General features: G+C 66.3%; 17 protein-coding genes. 7 read left to right on the forward strand and 10 right to left on the reverse strand.

Going from position 1 to position 17,718, the window contains the following annotated elements:
• Nucleotides 1–288: 288 nt before the first annotated feature.
• On the reverse strand, nt 289–825 hold the full coding sequence (locus AC3B6C_RS08445) for a ferritin (protein WP_010843972.1): 537 nt from the start codon (nt 823–825) through the stop codon (nt 289–291).
• 95 nt (nt 826–920) lie between these two features.
• Nucleotides 921–2,144 carry an LCP family protein gene (locus AC3B6C_RS08450; RefSeq protein WP_488375663.1) on the reverse strand — a complete coding sequence of 408 codons (1,224 nt, stop codon included), beginning with the start codon at nt 2,142–2,144 and terminating at the stop codon, nt 921–923.
• A 288-nt stretch (nt 2,145–2,432) separates the two neighbouring features.
• On the opposite strand from AC3B6C_RS08450, the gene AC3B6C_RS08455 reads away from it, so the two are divergent.
• Nucleotides 2,433–3,857, forward strand: a complete 1,425-nt coding sequence (locus tag AC3B6C_RS08455) for an APC family permease (RefSeq protein WP_488375664.1) — start codon at nt 2,433–2,435, stop codon at nt 3,855–3,857.
• On the opposite strand, the gene AC3B6C_RS08460 is transcribed toward AC3B6C_RS08455, so the two are convergent.
• From AC3B6C_RS08460 to AC3B6C_RS08475, 4 genes are all read right to left on the reverse strand, one after another.
• Complete coding sequence (locus tag AC3B6C_RS08460) at nt 3,850–4,458, reverse strand: cold-shock protein (RefSeq protein ID WP_488375665.1); 609 nt, start codon at nt 4,456–4,458, stop codon at nt 3,850–3,852. The two genes, AC3B6C_RS08455 and AC3B6C_RS08460, sit on opposite strands and share 8 nt — an antisense overlap.
• 210 nt (nt 4,459–4,668) lie before the next feature.
• Nucleotides 4,669–5,916, reverse strand: a complete 1,248-nt coding sequence (locus tag AC3B6C_RS08465) for an oxygenase MpaB family protein (protein WP_488375666.1) — start codon at nt 5,914–5,916, stop codon at nt 4,669–4,671.
• A gap of 118 nt (nt 5,917–6,034) precedes the next feature.
• On the reverse strand, nt 6,035–6,832 hold the full coding sequence (locus tag AC3B6C_RS08470; RefSeq protein WP_488375667.1) for a CPBP family intramembrane glutamic endopeptidase: 798 nt from the start codon (nt 6,830–6,832) through the stop codon (nt 6,035–6,037).
• A gap of 73 nt (nt 6,833–6,905) precedes the next feature.
• Nucleotides 6,906–7,658 (reverse strand): DUF2470 domain-containing protein, encoded by a 753-nt coding sequence (locus AC3B6C_RS08475; protein WP_014924923.1) that lies wholly within the window; start codon nt 7,656–7,658, stop codon nt 6,906–6,908.
• Between the two features lie 154 nt (nt 7,659–7,812).
• Here AC3B6C_RS08475 and pheA point away from each other — a divergent pair, with 154 nt between their 5' ends.
• From pheA to AC3B6C_RS08500, 5 genes are all read left to right on the forward strand, one after another.
• Nucleotides 7,813–8,781, forward strand: a complete 969-nt coding sequence (gene pheA, locus AC3B6C_RS08480) for a prephenate dehydratase (RefSeq protein WP_014924924.1) — start codon at nt 7,813–7,815, stop codon at nt 8,779–8,781.
• Nucleotides 8,781–9,440, forward strand: coding sequence for a histidine phosphatase family protein (locus AC3B6C_RS08485; RefSeq protein WP_488358499.1), 660 nt, complete (start codon nt 8,781–8,783; stop codon nt 9,438–9,440). Before pheA ends, AC3B6C_RS08485 begins: the two co-directional genes overlap by 1 nt.
• 236 nt (nt 9,441–9,676) lie before the next feature.
• On the forward strand, nt 9,677–10,630 hold the full coding sequence (locus tag AC3B6C_RS08490; RefSeq protein ID WP_488358500.1) for a LysR family transcriptional regulator: 954 nt from the start codon (nt 9,677–9,679) through the stop codon (nt 10,628–10,630).
• Nucleotides 10,631–10,854: 224 nt separating this feature from the next.
• Nucleotides 10,855–11,826, forward strand: coding sequence for a putative oxygenase MesX (locus tag AC3B6C_RS08495; protein ID WP_488375668.1), 972 nt, complete (start codon nt 10,855–10,857; stop codon nt 11,824–11,826).
• Nucleotides 11,827–11,851: 25 nt separating this feature from the next.
• The gene (locus tag AC3B6C_RS08500) at nt 11,852–12,877 is read left to right on the forward strand and encodes a methionine synthase (protein ID WP_488375669.1); all 1,026 of its coding nucleotides are present in this window, start codon (nt 11,852–11,854) and stop codon (nt 12,875–12,877) included.
• A gap of 217 nt (nt 12,878–13,094) precedes the next feature.
• On the opposite strand, the gene AC3B6C_RS08505 is transcribed toward AC3B6C_RS08500, so the two are convergent.
• The gene (locus tag AC3B6C_RS08505) at nt 13,095–13,685 is read right to left on the reverse strand and encodes a hypothetical protein (protein ID WP_488375670.1); all 591 of its coding nucleotides are present in this window, start codon (nt 13,683–13,685) and stop codon (nt 13,095–13,097) included.
• Nucleotides 13,686–14,024: 339 nt separating this feature from the next.
• Between AC3B6C_RS08505 and AC3B6C_RS08510 the strand changes: the two genes are divergently transcribed.
• A complete protein-coding gene (locus AC3B6C_RS08510; RefSeq protein ID WP_488375671.1) occupies nt 14,025–14,474 on the forward strand; it encodes an NUDIX domain-containing protein in 450 nt (149 codons plus the stop codon).
• Between the two features lie 670 nt (nt 14,475–15,144).
• Here AC3B6C_RS08510 and otnC read toward each other — a convergent pair.
• From otnC to AC3B6C_RS08525, 3 genes are read right to left on the reverse strand one after another with little or no spacing between them, the layout of a single operon-like run.
• Nucleotides 15,145–15,768, reverse strand: coding sequence for a 3-oxo-tetronate 4-phosphate decarboxylase (gene otnC / locus AC3B6C_RS08515; RefSeq protein ID WP_488375672.1), 624 nt, complete (start codon nt 15,766–15,768; stop codon nt 15,145–15,147).
• Complete coding sequence (gene otnK / locus AC3B6C_RS08520; protein ID WP_488375673.1) at nt 15,765–17,033, reverse strand: 3-oxo-tetronate kinase; 1,269 nt, start codon at nt 17,031–17,033, stop codon at nt 15,765–15,767. Before otnK ends, otnC begins: the two co-directional genes overlap by 4 nt.
• Complete coding sequence (locus AC3B6C_RS08525; protein ID WP_488375674.1) at nt 17,030–17,716, reverse strand: hypothetical protein; 687 nt, start codon at nt 17,714–17,716, stop codon at nt 17,030–17,032. The genes otnK and AC3B6C_RS08525 overlap by 4 nt, the downstream gene beginning before the upstream one ends.
• Between the last annotated feature and the right edge of the window lie 2 nt (nt 17,717–17,718).

Genomic DNA, 17,718 nt, shown 5'->3' on the forward strand with positions numbered 1-17,718 from the left:
CCGCTCCCTGAGGTGTGAGGAGTGTCGACGTCGTCCCCTCTGCTCCCTGAGGTGTGAGGAGTGTCGACGTTGCCCCTCTGCCCCCTGAGGTGCGAGGGGCGAAAGCGACGAGCCTCGAAGGGCTGGTGAGTTCTGGTCACCAGCCCTTCGAGGCTCGCTTCGCTCGCACCTCAGGGAGCAGGACGGTCGCTTCGCTCGCACCTCAGGGAGCAGGACGGTCGCTGCGCTCGCACCTCAGGGAGCAGGAGGCGCGCTTCGCTCGCACCTCTGCACGAAAGTGCTTCTGCGTCAGATGTTTCCGCCGGCCGCGAGGGGTGCGGTTGCGTCGGATGTCTTCTCGCCGTTGAACTCTCGCTCGACGAAGTTCTCGAGGTCGAAGAGGTTCCCGTTGCAGCGCTCGGCGATGGTCTGCAGGGTCGTCATGGTCGCGACCTCTTCGACCTGCTCCTTGAGGAACCACTGCACGAACTGCTCACCCAGGTAGTCGCCGGTGTCGCGGGCCGACTTGGCGAGGTCGACGACCTGTTGCGTGACCGTCTTCTCCTGTGCGAGAGCGAGATCGATGGGTGCGCGGTAATCGTCGAAGCGGTTGTTGGGTGCCGGGATGCCGGGGATCTCGATCTCCATGTCCCGGTCGAGGAAGTACTGCACGATCATCATCGCGTGATTGCGCTCTTCGACTGCCTGACGGTAGAAGAGCTTGGCGAGTTGCGGCATGTCGTGGTTGTCGAAGTAGGTGGCGACCGCGATGTACTGCTGGGAGGCGTAGAACTCGTTGCTGATCTGGTCGTGCAGCAGTTGGTGGAATTTGGTGTGTTCGGTCATGTGGCCCATCGTAGAGCCGAAAAATGGCTCTCACCAGCAAGTTCAGGCTAAGTAAGGCTAGTCTCGCCTGCGTTTGGGGACCCTTTCCACGACGGTCATCCGGCGTCGACGAGGAGCTCGTCGGGGATGGGTTGACCTGCGCGGAGGAGGCCGAAGAACTCCTCGGTCTGCTCGTTGACCGGTAGCGCCAGCCCCTCGTCGGTGAAGGTGCTCTCGCCGGCGGGTGTCGTGGTCGTGATGGGGTCGCGAAGTGCGAACATGAGCGACGCGAGGTTCCAGATGTGATCTCGCTCATCGACCGTCAGTGCGTCGATGGCGCCGCCGACGAAACCGAAGAGCCGGAACGGATTGAGCAGCACCGTCGGACTGGTGGCGCGAGAGACCAGTGCCGCGAGGAATTTTCGCTGGTTGACCACACGCTCGAGGTCGGCTCGCGGGAAGGCGCGCGTTCGGACCAGTCCCAGCGCCTGGCGCCCGTCGAGCCGATGGCAGCCCTTCGCAAGGCGCAGGCCCGCTTTCGGATCGTTCAGCGGCTGGTCGATACACATGTCGACGCCGCCGACCGAGTCGACGAGGGTGTCGAATCCGCCGAAACCGATTTCGGCGTAGTGGTCGATGTGGATTCCGGTGAGGTTCTCGACGGTCTGCACGAGCAGTGCCGGACCGCCGATGCCGAACGAGGCATTGAGCTTCAGGCTGCCGTGACCCGGAACCTCCACGTACAGGTCGCGCGGAATGCTCACCACGATCGCCTTGCCGCCGCCCGGGGGGTTGTGGACGAGCATGATCGTGTCGGTGCGGGAACCGGCGGCATCACCCGTGGCCAGCGCCCGGCGCTGTTCTTCGGTGAGATCGGCTCGGGAGTCGGTGCCGACGATGAGCCAGTTGGTGCCGGGTGTGTCCGACGGGCGTCCCGCGTAGGCGCGCAGCGCGTCGATGCGGTCGAGTCTCGAGTCGTAGTAGAACAGCAGTCCGACGGAACCGAGGACGACGACGAGCAGCAGGATCAGCAGGATCCTGCCGACGCGGACCGCGCGGCGGCCGGTGCGTCGGGGACGAGGCGGAGTGACCGGTCGTGGCGGCGCGGGTGGCCGGCCTGCGGACCGGTCACGGTCGCGACGGTCCGCGTGCGGCGGCCGGGGGCCGCGGGACCGATGGTCCGGAATCGGTTCGGGCTTCTGGGTGGGGGCATACCCGGCGGGACCGGGCCGCGCCGACGGGGACGGCCGGTCGGCAGGGGAGGGATGCGGTGGTCGGCCGCTGGGACCGGGGCCCGGAGCACGGCGCGGGTCGGGACCGTGCGCGGGGATTCGCGGCATGGCCTGCGGATGAGCGGACGGAACACCGGCGCCGGGAGGTGGGCGGTGGCCTTGGCCGGGAGGCGGCCCCGGGCGCGGGGGCGGGCCCGCTGGCCGCCCGGACGGCATCGGCGGTCCGGGGCGACCTCGCCGGAGGATCGGCGGGTCCTGCTCGTTCATCCCATCAAATGTACGCATGGGCCGCCGTATCCGATGTCGGTCGGTTGGTGTGCCGATGTGGGCGTCGACTCCCCGGAGAGATCTGCCGCGGAGGTCTTGTTCCGGCCCGAACGGGGTACAGGACCGGCCATGACCGAGAAACACGTCGCCGAGGCCGGCGCCACCTCCGATGACACCGGGAGCGGCGATACCGGAACCGACGGTGGCCACACCCCGCTGCGTCGCGCCATCACCGGCAAGTTGCTGTTCCTGTTCATCCTGGGCGACGTCCTCGGCGCGGGAATATATGCGCTGGTCGGCGAGGTCGCCGGGGAGGTCGGCGGAGCGATCTGGGTGCCGCTAGCGCTGGCCCTCGCGCTGGCGATGCTGACCGCGGCGTCGTACGCAGAGCTCGTCACCAAGTACCCGCGGGCCGGTGGCGCCGCGGTCTTCGCGCGACACGCCTACCGCCATCCGCTGGTCTCCTTCCTCGTCGGGTTCTGCATGCTGGCCGCCGGTGTGACTAGCGCCGCCGGACTTGCGCTGGCTTTCGCCGGTGACTACCTACAGGTCTTTCTCGATGTGCCCACCACGGTCGCGGCGCTGGTGTTTCTCGTCGCGGTCGCGGCACTGAACGCCCGCGGGATCACCGAGTCCCTGCGAGCCAACGTGGTGATGACCGTCGTGGAGGTCTCCGGACTCGTCCTCGTCGTCGTGCTGGCCGGCATCGTGCTGGGTCGTGGTGATGGCGAGCCGCGGCGGGTGCTGGAGTTCACCGACGAGACCACACCGGCGCTCGCCGTACTCGGCGCCGCATTGCTCGCCTACTACTCGTTCGTCGGGTTCGAGACCTCGGCGAACATGGCCGAGGAGGTCCGCGACGTGCGACGGGTGTACCCGAAGGCGCTGTTCGGCGCGCTACTCGCCGCCGGCGTGGTGTACGTGCTCGTCGGTCTGGCGGTGTCGGTGGTCGCACCACCCGAGCGGCTCGTGGAGTCGTCGGGTCCGTTGCTGGAGGTCGTCTCCATCGCCGATGTCGGGATACCCGACCGGGTGTTCTCCCTGATAGCGCTGATCGCCGTCGCGAACGGCGCGTTGCTCACGATGATCATGGCGTCGCGCCTGACCTTCGGCATGGCTCGTGACGGATTGCTCCCCGGCGCGCTCGCGAAGGTCTTGCCCCGTCGTCGCACGCCCTGGACGGCGATCGTGGCCACCACCGCCGTCGCGATGGTCCTCGCGGCGACGGGCACGGTCGCGGCACTCGCCGAAACCGTGGTGCTCCTGCTGCTGTTCGTGTTCGTCAGCACCAACGTCGCGGTTCTGGTGCTGCGCCGCGACCGGACGGACACCGACCACTTCCGGGCGCCGACGATCCTGCCGGTACTCGCGGTGATCTCCTGCGTCGTCCTCATGACGCAGCAGAGCGCATCGACCTGGTTGCGTGCGGGCATCCTGATCGTCGTCGGGCTCGGGCTCTACCTCCTAGCGCGGGTCACCGGGTCGGGTGGACGACCGGACGTCGACGATGATCGTGTCGACGACGACGACGACGCCGACGAGCGACTCACGTGACGCGAATGTTGTTCGCGCGGTAGGCGTAACCCTCCTGACCGGGGTGCTCGTACTGGAACTCGACGCTCTGTCCCGGCGACAGGTTCCGGAAGCCGGTGCCGGTGATCTCGCTGTAGAACGCCCATGCCCCGCCCGGGGTGGCGTCCGAGTCGAGAACGCCCCAGCCCTCCTCGTCGTTCCAGAAACGCACGGTTCCAGAGGTGTTCGGCATGAGGGAGGTTGGAGGTGGCGGCGCCGGTGTCCCCGTGAGCGCCGTCTCTTCGATGGTCGTGAGACCGTCCGGGCCGGCAACACCCACGCTGTGCCACAGCGCTGTTCGGAACGCGCCGCTGCGAGTGCGGTCCGGCTGGGCGACATCGGACGGCCAGACCGACAGCGCCACATATCGACATCCGCGTTCCGGCGGAACAGCTATCGCATGGTCGAAGTCGACGACGGTCCCCGGACGCAAGCCGGGCAGGGACAGCTGGTCGAGATTCTGAACGGCCCGAACACGAACGACGAAAGTGGTTACATGAATGGCGCCGGACAGCGCCGGTGACGTGATGACACCCCAGCCCTCGTCGTGGTTCCATTCTCGGATCGTCCCGGTCATCGACATCGGTTCACCGTAGGCGCCGGGCCGGTGCCGCGACAGTCGATTTCCGTTGCGGGAGCGTCTTTCGACCGAGCAGCTCCGAATCGTGCTGCCATGATCGGTCCCCGCACGCTGCAAAACGCCTGCCCGCGAACCCGATTGGGCTCCCGGTCGATGTCGCGTGCGACAACGATGGGGACGAACCGATTTCGACGACCGGACCGGACCGGGCCGTCAGCGCTCCGCGAGCGAACCGATGTCGGGAGTGTCGGGGCCGAAGTGGCGGAAGAGGGCTCGGCGTCGGGCGCGGGCACCGGTCCATTCCAGATAGCGCGGGCCGGCCGGCGTTCGCGCGATGACCTGGTAGGTGAGCGTGTTGCGTATCCACGCGAGACCGAAGGCCCAGGGCAGGGCGGGCCGCAATCCGAGGTCGCGCATGCCGCGGACACCGAGGAAACCCTGCAGCATGCTGACCAGGCGGGCCCGGGTGTAGCGCGCGGCCAGCCGGGGGAACAGCCGGTAGTGCAGGCGATCCTGGGCGTCGACGATCGCCGTGGTGAGCGCCGCGCCGGCGTCGGTCACGTCGTGCTGTGCCAGCAGGACCGCGTAGCTCAGCTGGTGCTGCTCACGTTCGGAGTCGAAGAGCCAGTCGTCGTCGACCCCGATCAGCCAGCCGACGTACTTCCAGAGATGCATCAGCGCGCGGGAGTCGTCGCGGCTCACCGGGACGCCGAGGGCGCGGACCCCCATCATCAGTGCGCCGCTGAAGAGGTTCAGCGTTGCGGCGAGATCGGACTGGTTGATCGGCAGACCCCACTGGTCGATGTCCCAGCGGCCGTTGTGCTCGTACCTCTCGTTCACGAGCGCGTGCATGAGGCGCACGTGGACGGTGAGCCGCCAGCCCGCGCCGTCGCGTGCCATGCCGCCCGGTTCGCCGACCGCGATGGCCCAGGTCTGTGTCTCGCCGAGCCGTCGGATGACGGTGTTCCCGGTGAGGCCGCCGGTTGCGACCAGCAGATCGGCGGGCCCGCCGAAGCGGTAGCCGCCGATCAGCGAGAGCTGTAACAGGACGTCGTTGGCGTTCTGGCCGAACCGTCGGTAGACCGCGGCGCCGCGGTCGCAGAGATCGGGACCGACCCAGTCCGGGGTGTCTTCGACGAGGGCGAAGAAGTCGCGGAGGGCGGCCGGGGCGTCGGACGGCATGTCGCCGGCGAGCGCCTGCTCGAACTGGCGCATCGACACCCGGCCGTCGGCATCCCTCGGGAGACGCATGGCCCGGACCAGCGCCGCAGCGGGTTCGTCCCGGGCGCGCAGCCGGCGCCCGAGCCGAGCGAGCTCGTCGTCGGTGGGTTCGCGGAGATGGTTGTAGACCTTCAGGAGTTTGCCGATGCGTCGGCCGCGGGACTCGGCGGCTCGATGGCGTCGCGGAAACGGGAGGTCGGCCGGCGCGGCGGTCGGGCCGGGCGGCACATCGACGGTCATGAGACGAATCTATAGAATCATCTCACCGTGTTCAACACCGGTCCGGTAGACGCGCACGGTCGACGGGAAAGAGTGCAGGTTCGCCGGAAAACAGCGCATTCGACGGGGGTCGGGGTCGTCATCCGACCCAGGACAGATGATCGCGCAGCAGCCCGTATCCGACGAAGGCCACCACGTCGATGACCGCATGGGCGATGACGAGCGGCCAGACGCGACCGCTGACCTGGTAGAAGCGGCCATAGACAACTCCCATGACCAGGTTGCCGACGCCGGCACCGAAGCCTTGATACAGGTGATACCCGCCGCGGAGGAGCGCGCTGGCCGCGAGCGACGCGCCGTCGGACGCGCCGAGCTGACGCAACCGGGTGATGAAGTAGGCGACCACGACGATCTCCTCGGCGGCGGCGTTGCCGATGGCGATCAGCACGAGAACCGGCCACTCCCACCAGGTGTCGGCCTGGCTGGGCACGAGGCTCGCGTTGAGGCCGAGGGCGCGGGCCACGGCGACGAGGGCCAGCCCGGGGAGGCCGATGACGGCGGCGAGAACCAGCCCGGCGGGGACGTCGCGGCGTGGAGTCCACCGGCCCAGTCCGACTCGCGAGAGTCCGATCCCACTGCGCCACAACAGATACACGCCCAGGGCGGCGATGGCGAACAGACGGAGCCCGCTCATGATCTGCCGGACGGCGTCGATGGGTCCGAGGTCGGAGCGACTGGGATTGAGGGCGACCGTCGTCTCGCCGATCCCACCGGCGAGCTGGGCCTCGAGTAGTGCCAGCGCCGCGGAGAGTGCCGAGAACGCGAACGTCAGGACGCCGACGATGACCAGCTCGACGATGATGCCGCGTCGTTCGATCCGGTCGGTGACCACCGGGATGCCGTGCGGGGACGGCTTCAGGTACTCGCGCAGGGCCATGCCGGTCAGCCTAAAACCCCGCGGTGGGCGGCGACATCGGCAGACGGCGCGCGTTGTCACCGCGCGACGCGACTCAGTCGGGCATCGAGTTCAGGAAGGGGCAACCCGCGAGGTTGCGCAGCGCGCGCGAGAGTTCGAACACGTCGGAGACCGGGCGGGCGAAGGGGAGCCGGACGTCGGAGTCGCCGTCGAGTCCCTCGATGCGGAACCGGATGCCGAATCGATCGAGCCCGAGCGGCCGCACCCGTCCGGTGCGCAGGTCGGCGGGGAGTTTGCGGACGAGCTGGCCGACGATGTCGGCGTGGTCGGTGTCGAGGTGCTCGAGCCAGCTGCCCTCGTGCTCCCAGAACGGGTCGGGGTCGGCGTCGGCGAGTTCGGTGGCAGGCACCGAGGCCGCACCGTCCGACGAGGCGATCACCGCGGTGTCGACCTGCAGTCGCAACATCGATGCGCCGTGCCCGATGTCGAGCAGCCCGTCGTCGGGGTGTTCGGCGGCGATCTCGATCGCCAGGTCACGTTCCAGGTCGCGCGGCACCTCGTGCAGGGTGCCGTTCAGCCAGATCACCGACCGCACGCGTTCGCGCAGGTCGATGGGCGCCCAGTCGGTCACCTCGAGCATCGCGGGCACGCCCTCGGCCTCGTCGACTGCCCGCATGGCATCACCGGTGGTCGGGACGAGGACGAACGCCTGGGACTCGAAGAGGTGGACGACCTCGATCGGGGTGGCGTCGGCACCCTCGATGGCCAGGATGGCGGAACCGACCCGACGACAGGCCGTCTGGATCATCTCGGCATCCGTCGGGCGGTCGGTCGTCGTTCTCGTCATGACTGTCTCTCCGGTCGGCGTCGCGGGGGCGGCGGGCTTGAAAGGTAACCCTAACCTAAATTCCCAGAGCGCACGCGTCAATGGTTTCGGTGCGGATGCGTCGATGTCGGTCGAGCGCGAACGGTCCCGCCGGACCGGCTTCCACTAGGCTCGTGTGGTGCCTGTGATCGCCTACTTCGGCCCGCCCGGAACCTTCACCGAGATGGCACTCGACGCGGTCCTCGCCGCGCATCAGTCCAGTGCCGGCCTCGACCTGTCGGGCGGGATCGACCGGGTGGCCGCGTCGAGTCCCGCCGCCACGATTGCGATGGTCCGCAGCGGTGAGGCCGACTACGGCTGTGTGCCGATCGAGAGCTCGATGGAGGGTTCGGTGCCCGCGACGATGGATGCGCTGGTGCCCTCGACCTCCGATGACGCCGATGGGCGCGTGCAGGCGTTCGCGGAGACCGTGCTCGACATCTCCTTCACGATCGCCGCGGTCTCGCCGTTGCCCGCGGCCGAGGTCCGTACCATCGCCGCCTACCCGGTTGCGTCCGCGCAGGTGCGTCGTCGGGTGGGTGAGCTGTTCCCGAATGCGCAGTTCGTCATCTCGAGTTCGAATGCCGCTGCCGCGCAGGATGTTGCGGCCGGGAAGGCGGACGCCGCGGTCACCACCGGGCTCGCGGCGCGACTGTCCGGGCTCGTCGTGCTGGCCGACGGTGTCGCCGATGCGCGGGAGGCGACCACCCGATTCCTCTTCCTGGGCCGTCCGGGTATCCCGTTGCCCCGCACCGGCACCGACCGGACCTCGGTCATACTCGACCTGTCGAACGAACCGGGCAGCCTGATGGCGGCGATGAACGAATTCGCCTCGCGCGGAATCGACCTCACGCGTATCGAGTCGCGCCCGCAGCGCGACGAGGCCCAGGGCCGCAGCATCGCCGGACGGTACCGATTCTTCCTCGACGCCGTCGGGCACATCGACGACGCGGCGGTCGCCGAAGCGCTTGCCGCCCTCCAGCGCCGGTGCGAGCGCGTGGTGTTCCTCGGGTCGTGGCCCGCGGTGCGCACCACCGGCTCGGCACCACCCGATCACACGGAGTCGCTCGCCTGGGTCGAATCGATGCGACGAGGGGGCAAGTGATGGCACGCCTGCATCTGGTCCGACACGGCGAGACCACGTCGAACGTCATGCGCCGACTGGACACCGCCCTGCCCGGTGCCGCACTCACCGATTTCGGTGCGCGCCAAGGTGTTCGGTTCGGCCTGGAGAACACTCCGGAACACCACGCGGTGCTGCTCAGCTCGCGCGCACTCCGTGCACGTCAGACCGCCGAGCTAATCGGATCGGTGTGGGATGTGGAGACCGCGGCCGTCGACGGAGTGCACGAGGTGCAGGCCGGTGACCTCGAGGACCGCACCGACCGCGAGTCGTACGAGGTCTTCCAGGACATCATGCATCGCTGGCACGACGGCGACCTCGACGCACGCATCCCGGGCGGCGAGTCGCTCGCGATGGTCTACGACCGGTACCTGCCGACGGTCGAGGACCTCGCCGACATGTACCTCTCCGGACCGGACCAGCGCGATGTGTTCCTGGTGAGTCACGGTGCGGCCATTCGCCTGGTCGCCGCACGTCTGGCCGGCATCGACTCCCGGTTCGCCGCCGCGACCCACCTGGGCAACACCGGTTCCATCGAACTGGAGTACTCCGACGGGGTGTGGGTGTGCCGGCGATGGGGTGCCGCGACGGCTCCGTTCGAGATCGTCGACGAGCCGCTCGTCGACGAACCGATGGGCTGAGGGCACGCCTCAAATGCCCAGGTAGCGACGCGTTGCAGTTCTCGGTGGAGCTCTACCCGGCCCGTGACGATGACGGCGAGCGACGACGGTGGCTCGCGGTGCGGGTGTTCGAACGACCCGCCTCGCAGGTGGGGGCCAGCACGGTCGTGGTGGGAATCGCACCGTCGGATTGAGGACTGCCTCGTATCTCGCGTGCCCGGCACTGGTGACGGCGGTGGCTTCGTTAGTCTTCTGGGATGGCACGGCAGGCTGAGGGCGCGCTACGTGGAATCACCCTGCAGCAATTGCGCTACTTCGTGGAGGTGGCAGCGGAGGGCTCGATCAGTGCCGCTGCGGACACGCTCTACGTGGCTCAACCGACCATGTCCGCGGCGCTCAAGGACCTCGAAAGTCGGCTTGGACGTTCATTGTTCGTCCGTTCGAACCGGGGAGTCACCCTCACCGACGACGGGGCGGAGTTTCTCGGCTACGCGCGCCAGGTCGTCGAGCAAGCGGAGCTGCTGGAACAGCGCTATCTCGGGCGCGGACCCTCGCGCCGGCTCCTTGCCGTATCCACTCAGCATTATTCGTTCGTCGTTGACGCCTTTGCTCGCATGGTGAAAGCCTCTGACGCCGCGGAGTACGCGTTCAGTCTTCGGGAGACCCGGACGTGGGACATCATTGAAGATGTCCGCACTCTGCGGAGTGAGGTCGGCGTGCTCTATCGCAACAGTTTCAACGCGAACGTGATCAATAAGCTGCTCCGCGAAGCGGGTCTGACCTTTACGCCGCTGTTCTTCACGACACCGCACATCTTCATCGCCCGCACGAACCCCCTAGCCGGGAAAGAGAGTGTCACGCTGGAGGATCTCGAAGACCTGCCGCGGCTCACGTTCGACCAGGGCGTGAACAACTCGTTCTATCTCGCCGAAGAGATCCTCTCCACGCGTTCATCGAAGCAAGACATCCGCGTGAGCGACCGAGCGACCATCTTCAACCTGATGATCGGTCTCGGCGGTTACACCATCTCGACCGGCATCATCTCCGACGATCTGGATCCGTCGATTGTCGCTGTCCCACTCGACGTGGACGAACGCATCGAGATCGGTTGGATCAGGCATGGGTCGGTCTCATTGACCGCCCAGGCGGAGCGGTTCGTGGCGGAGATGCGCGACGTGGTCTCGAGCTTCGGAGTCGATCTACTGACATAGCTGATTCCTATATCCAGCTATCGCACAGCCTAATTAGGCTATGGGCACGCCTCTATATAGACTGCTGTCAACGCCGCTTCGGTCCGCCGACTCTGGTTGTCGGCCTTGCCGACTGGCGCTCGGCCGTCGGGACCGACATCGAAGTGCCTCGAAACTCGGACAGTGAATCGTGCGGTCGCGCCCGTCGTCGAGCGCGGCGAAAGTGGATGGGGAATTTGATCAACATGACGGACGAATGTGTCTTCAGCATCGGTACGACGCGCTTCGACGAGGATTACACCCCGTCGAGCCGCTCTCGCGGGACGACGAACTTCGCGAATCTCGCACGCGGCGACGACCGTCAGCAGAACCTGCGCAATGCGGTGACGATGATGAACACCCGGGTCAACGAGCTGCTCCACTGGGACAATCCGCGCGGCGACCGTTACGAACTCGAACTCGACATCGTCTCGGTGGACCTGCATCTGACATCGGCCGGGGACGACGCCGCGTTTCCGGTGATCGAGGTGCTCGACGTGGACGTCGTCGATACCGCCACGGGCACCCGCACCGAGGGCATCGTCGGAAACAACCTCTCTTCCTACATTCGCGACTACGATTTCAGCGTTAGGCTCCCTGAGCACCAGGCGACAGGTGTTCCCAGCGACTTCGGCGATCTGCACGGACAGGTCTTTCAGCGTTTCCTCGAATCGGACGAGTACCGCAAACGGTTCTCCCAGTCGCCGGTCATCTGCATCAGCGTCTCGACGTCGCGAACCTACACCCGGCTCACGAACCACCACCCGATTCTCGGGGTGGAGTATGTGGCGGACGCGCTGTCGCTCACCGATGAGTACTTCGGCAAGATGGGGCTCACGGTCCGCTACTTCATGCCTCCGGGTTCCGTTGCCCCGCTCGCCTTCTACCACCGCGGCGATCTGCTCAACGACTATTCGTTCATAGCGCTCGCGGGAACGGTCGCGACGATGGAGACGTTCCAGAAGATCTACCGTCCGGAGATCTACAACGCGAACGCGGCGGCGGGAGAGGTGTACCGGCCGAGTCTCGACTACAGCAACTACTCGCTTCCGCAGGTGACCTACGACCGTGTCGAGCGCACTCAGCTCGCGTCCATCCAGGGAAAGCTCACCGAGGTGAGTCTCATGAAACCGTACGGCGATGTCCTAGAGCGCTGGGCGACAAAGCAATCGGCCTGATCACGCGAGAAATGAGGTACCCGAGATGAACACGCTCCTGCCTGCCACGATCGTCGGCAGCCTGCCCAAGCCCTCGTGGCTGTCCGAGCCAGAGAAGCTCTGGTCCCCGTGGAAGTTGGCCGACGACGAACTGCGGCAAGGGAAGCTCGACGCCCAGACGCTCGCGGCACACGATCAGAGTCGCGCCGGGCTCGACATCATCAGCGATGGTGAACAGACGCGCCAGCACTTCGTGACGACGTTCATCGAGCACCTCAGTGGCGTCGATTTCGACCGTCGCGAAACCGTGCGCATCCGCGACCGCTACGACGCGAGCGTCCCGACGGTTGTCGGTGCGGTAACTCGCGAGAAGTCCGTCTTCGCAGGTGACGCGAAGCGGCTTCGCGCCGAGACCGATCAGCCGATCAAGTGGGCTCTGCCCGGTCCGATGACGATGGTCGACACGCTCTTCGACGACCACTACCGGAGTCGCGAGCAGCTCGCGTGGGAGTTCGCGACCATCCTGAACCAGGAAGCGAAGGACCTGCAGGCGGCCGGCGTCGACATCATCCAGATCGACGAGCCCGCGTTCAACGTGTTCTTCGACGAACTGAAGGACTGGGGTGTCGCAGCGCTCGAGCGTGCGACCGAAGGGCTGAGCTGCACGACCGCCGTTCACGTCTGTTATGGCTACGGCATCAAGGCCAACACCGACTGGAAGGCGACGCTGGGGGCTGAGTGGCGCCAATACGAGGAGTCGTTCCCGCTGTTGCAGCAGTCATCGATCGACATTGTGTCGCTGGAGAGTCACAACTCGCGGGTTCCTGTCGAGGTGATCGAACTGCTTCGCGGAAAGACGGTCATGCTGGGCGCCATTGACGTGGCCAGCGACGCCATCGAGACGCCGGAGGACGTCGCAGCGACGTTGCGCAGCGCACTCCCGTTCGTCGACAAGGACAAGCTCTACGCGAGCGGGAACTGCGGAATGGCGCCGCTCGCTCGTGGCGTCGCACGGCAGAAGATGGTCGCGCTCGCCCAGGGCGCTGCCCTGCTTCGCAAAGAGCTCTCCTGAACTTCAAGCGGCACACGCCATGGCCGTTGAGCATTCCGCCCCGGAACGAGTCGGGCGTGACACCATCAGTGCCTTGCTGGTATCACCGCATATTCGTTCACTGCGTGTTCCTAGGCAGAGCGTCGTCGAGAGATCGAGGTCGATGAGGACACTGGCAAGATCGGGTGCGCTGAGCGGCCGAACACCGCCCTGCGTGATGGTCCTTCCGTCGGCGACATCAGATCACATCGGCGCTGTTAGCTGCCTCGACAAACTTGGTCCAGTAAGGAACGTCGACTCTTCTAGGGGAGAGGTGCCGAATTCCGTACCCGGCCATCTCGTTCTCGAGGTACTCGAGGAGATCGGCCCCGTAGAAGATGACGTCGGTCTGCCAGACAGAGAACACCGGCGACCCAGACGGTGAGGGAGCTGCAGGTGTCATGCGATGGCAGAAGATCGGTATGAGCCGTGGCCACTTTGCCAACTCACGCCGCGTGACCGCCTCGACGTCACTTTCTGCTGCAGGCCGGTGGCCCCATGAGGCGCCCCAGAATGGCGGGTCCTGGCGAAGTGCGTCGAAGACCATTCCGCGGGCCGGCCAGTCGAGCATCTGACGCAGATACGTCTCATCGCCATTGCGCCAGTCGGGCCAACGGTCTCCGACGGGCAAAGCGGTCGCAAGCAGACTGTGATGGTCGGGGTTGAACCTGAACCCATGCTGCTCTGTGACTGCATCGAACTCGGCGTCGGTGAGGCCAGGGGCGAGTTCGACTCCCGCAGTTCGAAGGATGACCGCCGCTTTCTCACCAACGTCGCTGATCTCGTCCACGTGACCGAGTGTCCCAGGTCGCCGGTGCGCGCTACAGACGACGTAGGACGCTCCTGGAGCATCTCATCCGATGCATCATGGACACCAACTTCGCAGGTCGTCGCGTTGAAACCGGCAGTAGTCTGCACCAGACCATCAAGCGTGAGCCCGCGCCGTCGCTGTTAGCGAACCCTCGAATGCCGCTGTTCAGCAGCGGCATTCGCGACCATGCTCTGGAATCAGTAGGAGTGTCGGATGACAACGTAGTTGAGACACTGCCACTCTAGTTGAGGCTCGATGCCACGTATCGGGGTTCGGGAGCTTTCCGGCATGAGAGCTCGACAAGGGAGGAAGATGGCAATGTACGACGACGGACTGCGGTTCTCCGACCACCGGTGGGTTGCGCACACCCTTGTCGCGCGCGACGGCCGCTACCTCCTGCTTAAGCGCGGCGCCGGCCGCTACCTCGGCGGCCAGTGGGACATCCCGGGCGGGAGCGTCGAACCTGGCGAGACTGCGCGCGACGCTGCTTTTCGCGAGACTTCCGAGGAAGTGGCGCTGGACGTTCGGATCGCGGACGAGATCACACATTTCACCAACGCCGACACTGGCGGTCGGCCGATCTGTTTCCACACGGTGACCTTTCTGGGGATTGAGCCTGCGCCGCTGGCGCCGGTGGTGCTCAGCCCCGCGGAGCACGATGAGTATCGATGGCTACTGTCAACCGAGGCGTTGCGCCTGGACCTTGTGTGGCATGTGCGGCGGACTTTCGAGGCTGTGGCGTCGGCAGGTGCCGGCGCACGTCATTGACACCAACAGACGGCGACCGTCTGGTGACAGCACGTCGGTAGCGGTGACAGGCACTTGGGGGTCCCTGACCTGGGTTTGCGGTACTTGATGCGTTGCCAATGCTGTCATTGGATGTGAGACTTCGCGGGTTGGCGGTCGTCAAAGAGCCTCGGTGACAACCGATGTAGAAGTTCCGGTCCGGGCTCGTGCAGGTAAGCGACCTCGGAGTCGCGGGTAGGAGTCATCGAGTTTCAACTAGGGTGTAAAAGTCCCAAGTACGTCGTCATCGAACAAGGAGTGGCTGGCCTGATGCACCTGATGCAATAAGCAGTGGTTTACGCGACATAATATCTATTATCGGCATACGAAATCAGCTGCCGCATAACGGATTCCAGTCCGCGATAACTTGAGTTATTCGTCACGTGACGTAACGATAACTGTCCTAGGCGCTGTCGCGCATCAGGAACACCTTCCGGGCGGCAGACGAGGATGGCACCCGAGTCGTCCTCCCCGGCGGCCGGGCGCCATCCTCACCCATATTGCATCGGAACGCGCTCCATTGCAGATCGCTAAGCATGGTGTGACCGTCGCTACTCTGCTCAATCCAGCGTGGCGTGGTCCCGTACTGACGAGGAAAGTCGGCGTAGGCCCCGTCCTCGAAACTGCCGAGCCGTTGGGGTGTTTCACCTTCTCAGCGATGTGTTTTTTGTAGGCGCGTGGCCTCGCTTGAAGTCACGGGCGAGGTGGCTCGGCCGTGGAGGATGAGGTGGAGTCTGGCGGTTTCCTCGAGTTCTTCGAGCGCGTCGGCGGCGGTGTCGAGGTCGGTGCCGGCCACAACCGGGCCGTGGTTGGCCAGCAGGAGTGCGTGATGGTCGACGGCGAGTGATCGTGCCAGCGGTCCGAGAGTGTCATCGCCAGGTGCGTGATACGGGAGCAGCGGCAGAGTTCCGACCCGCATCGCGTAGTACGCCGTCAGAGGTGGAAGCGCGTCGCGGGGGTCGGTGTCGGCGAGGCAGGACACGGCGACGGAGTAGGTGCTGTGGGTGTGGACGACCGCGCGCGCTTCCGGTCGCGCAGCGTACATGGACAGGTGCAGGAACTGTTCTTTCGTCGGAGGGGGGCCGTCGAGGAGTCGCCCGTCGTGGTCGATCCGCGAGAGTGCTCGGGCGTTCAGTTGACCGAGTGAGACACCGGTCGGTGTCATGAGGATGGTGCCGTCCTCGTCGACGGCACTGAGGTTTCCGGTCCGCCCGAAGGTCAGTCCACGCGAGAAGAACGATGCCCCAAGAGCGACAATGTCGTCCGCGATGGTCATCTCTGAGAACTTTCTGTCGTCGCGGCGCGCAGGAGTAGATCGGGGCGGCCGAAGTTGCCGGATTTGAGGACGAGGGCGAGCGGGCGGTCGTCGAAAGTCGTACGGCACCAAGGGACTCCGGGATCGAGTTCGGACTCGACGGTGACGCTGCCGATGTTCAGCGCGGTCACCACGGCGCCCGAGGTCTCTCCCCCCGCGACGACGATCGTGGCTGCGCCGAGCGCGACGGCAGCGCGAGCGAGCTCGCCCATGGCAGTTTCGAGGTGGTCGGCGAGTGCAGGGTCGAACGGGCCGCGTTCCTCTGCAGGGGCGGAGGAATAGATCATGATCGGCTCACTCCGGAGGTTGTCGGTGAGCCACTGCAGCGCCGTTGTGTACAGCTCGTCGACGTCGCCGGCGCGCGGGTCGAGTCTGTGGTGCCGAAATCTGGTGCGGGCGAGGGCGACCTGGCCGAGTGTGACGTCTGAACAACTGCCGGCCAGAACGAGGACCGGTCCAGACGTTGCGGGCGCGGCCGCGTTGGTGTCGGTGGTCGGCGGCATGCTGTCGTGCAGAACCCTCCCGAGAGCCCCGGCGAGTCCGGCGGACCCGGCGAGCACCCCGCGGGCGGGAAGCACGGCGGCAGCGATTGTGGCGAGGTCGCTGTTGTCGGTTGCGTCGATGAGCACATGCCGCACGTCTCGGTCGGCGATGCCCGCGATAGCGGTGCGGATGGCGGCCGATCCGGTGCGGACGACGGCGGACGGAATGAGGCCTACCGCGTAGGGGGTTTGACGGCCGAGGACTGCGACGATGTTCGAGTCCGTCATTGGTGTCAGCGGGTGTCGCCGCATCGACGATGCCGACAGCAAACGGTCACCAACGAAGAGGTGCCCCTGATACATGGTGCGCCCGTGGTCGGGTGCGGACGGGCAGTGCACCACGACGCGCTGCCCGTCGGCCTCGGTTACGGCGTCGCAGACCGGGCCGATGTTGCCGTCATCGGTAGAGTCGAACGTCGAGCAATACTTCAGATATATCGTCCCGACGCCGATGTCACGGGTCAACCAAGCGTGCGCGGCGAGTGTCGCGCTGATCGCCTCACGGACCGGCAACGCCCGAGATTTCAACGCGACGACCACCGCATCGCACGGGGCGAGTTCGGTACCGATGTCGGGTGATCCGAACAGCAGGACGGTTCGCAGGCCGTTGCGTCGCAGAGCCGCAGCTATGTCCGTCCCGCCGGTGTGGTCGTCAGCGATGCATCCGATGAGGGGAGCGGTCATGGCCGATTCTCCTTCCGGGGCGCTATCGCAGCGGCGATGGCGCGTGCGGCGTGGACCGGCGCACTGATCACGGGTGCATCGACGCGCCGCGCCAGCGCCGCGTGTGCCGGGGCAAGGGAGTACTGCGCGATGCATATCAGGTCGAACGTCCCGCCCGCCTCCTCGATCCCGGTCGTCAAGGCCGCGGCGAGAGCGGCCTCGTCGCCCGCCGAGGCCGCCGCCGCGGCGCCGGAACAGTAGATCGGCACAACTTCAGTGGGTGATCCGATGTCTCGCAATCGATGCGAGATCCGCTCCGAGGAGTCCGCCGCCGAGGTGCGCAGTGACGCCAGCACTGCGACCCGGCGGGGTGCGCGATGGAGGATCTCGTCGATCATGTGCGCGTCGGAGCTGACGACAGGGACACCGGTAGCGGTTGCGACCTCGGCCGTGACCGCTCCATACATCGAACAGACGACGAGCGCGGCATCGGCACCGCCGCGCAGCCCGTGGCCGATCAAGGTGCTCATGCGGTCGCCCAGCGCCGGGGTGACAGTTCCAGCGTCCTCGGCGTCCGATCCGAGACGATCGTCGAGCAGATTCCACACTCGAGCGGTGGGCAACTCGGCGGTCACTGCCGCGGCCGCGGGCGCGATTGAAGCCGTCGTCGAGTGCACGACGACGATCAGTGGTCCGTCGGTCATGG

Source organism: Gordonia sp. 11cp (genome assembly GCF_057767225.1).

Coding starts and splice junctions, on each gene's coding strand:
- otnC (WP_488375672.1), bottom strand. CDS start 15,768: ATGACCATCGCGGACGACATTGTCGCTCTTGGGGCATCGTTCTTCTCG.
- AC3B6C_RS08455 (WP_488375664.1), top strand. CDS start 2,433: ATGACCGAGAAACACGTCGCCGAGGCCGGCGCCACCTCCGATGACACC.
- otnK (WP_488375673.1), bottom strand. CDS start 17,033: ATGACCGCTCCCCTCATCGGATGCATCGCTGACGACCACACCGGCGGG.
- AC3B6C_RS08510 (WP_488375671.1), top strand. CDS start 14,025: ATGTACGACGACGGACTGCGGTTCTCCGACCACCGGTGGGTTGCGCAC.
- AC3B6C_RS08450 (WP_488375663.1), bottom strand. CDS start 2,144: ATGCCGCGAATCCCCGCGCACGGTCCCGACCCGCGCCGTGCTCCGGGC.
- AC3B6C_RS08470 (WP_488375667.1), bottom strand. CDS start 6,832: ATGGCCCTGCGCGAGTACCTGAAGCCGTCCCCGCACGGCATCCCGGTG.
- AC3B6C_RS08485 (WP_488358499.1), top strand. CDS start 8,781: ATGGCACGCCTGCATCTGGTCCGACACGGCGAGACCACGTCGAACGTC.
- AC3B6C_RS08445 (WP_010843972.1), bottom strand. CDS start 825: ATGACCGAACACACCAAATTCCACCAACTGCTGCACGACCAGATCAGC.
- AC3B6C_RS08465 (WP_488375666.1), bottom strand. CDS start 5,916: ATGACCGTCGATGTGCCGCCCGGCCCGACCGCCGCGCCGGCCGACCTC.
- AC3B6C_RS08525 (WP_488375674.1), bottom strand. CDS start 17,716: ATGACCGACGGACCACTGATCGTCGTCGTGCACTCGACGACGGCTTCA.
- AC3B6C_RS08475 (WP_014924923.1), bottom strand. CDS start 7,658: ATGACGAGAACGACGACCGACCGCCCGACGGATGCCGAGATGATCCAG.
- AC3B6C_RS08490 (WP_488358500.1), top strand. CDS start 9,677: ATGGCACGGCAGGCTGAGGGCGCGCTACGTGGAATCACCCTGCAGCAA.
- AC3B6C_RS08500 (WP_488375669.1), top strand. CDS start 11,852: ATGAACACGCTCCTGCCTGCCACGATCGTCGGCAGCCTGCCCAAGCCC.
- AC3B6C_RS08460 (WP_488375665.1), bottom strand. CDS start 4,458: ATGTCGATGACCGGGACGATCCGAGAATGGAACCACGACGAGGGCTGG.
- AC3B6C_RS08495 (WP_488375668.1), top strand. CDS start 10,855: ATGACGGACGAATGTGTCTTCAGCATCGGTACGACGCGCTTCGACGAG.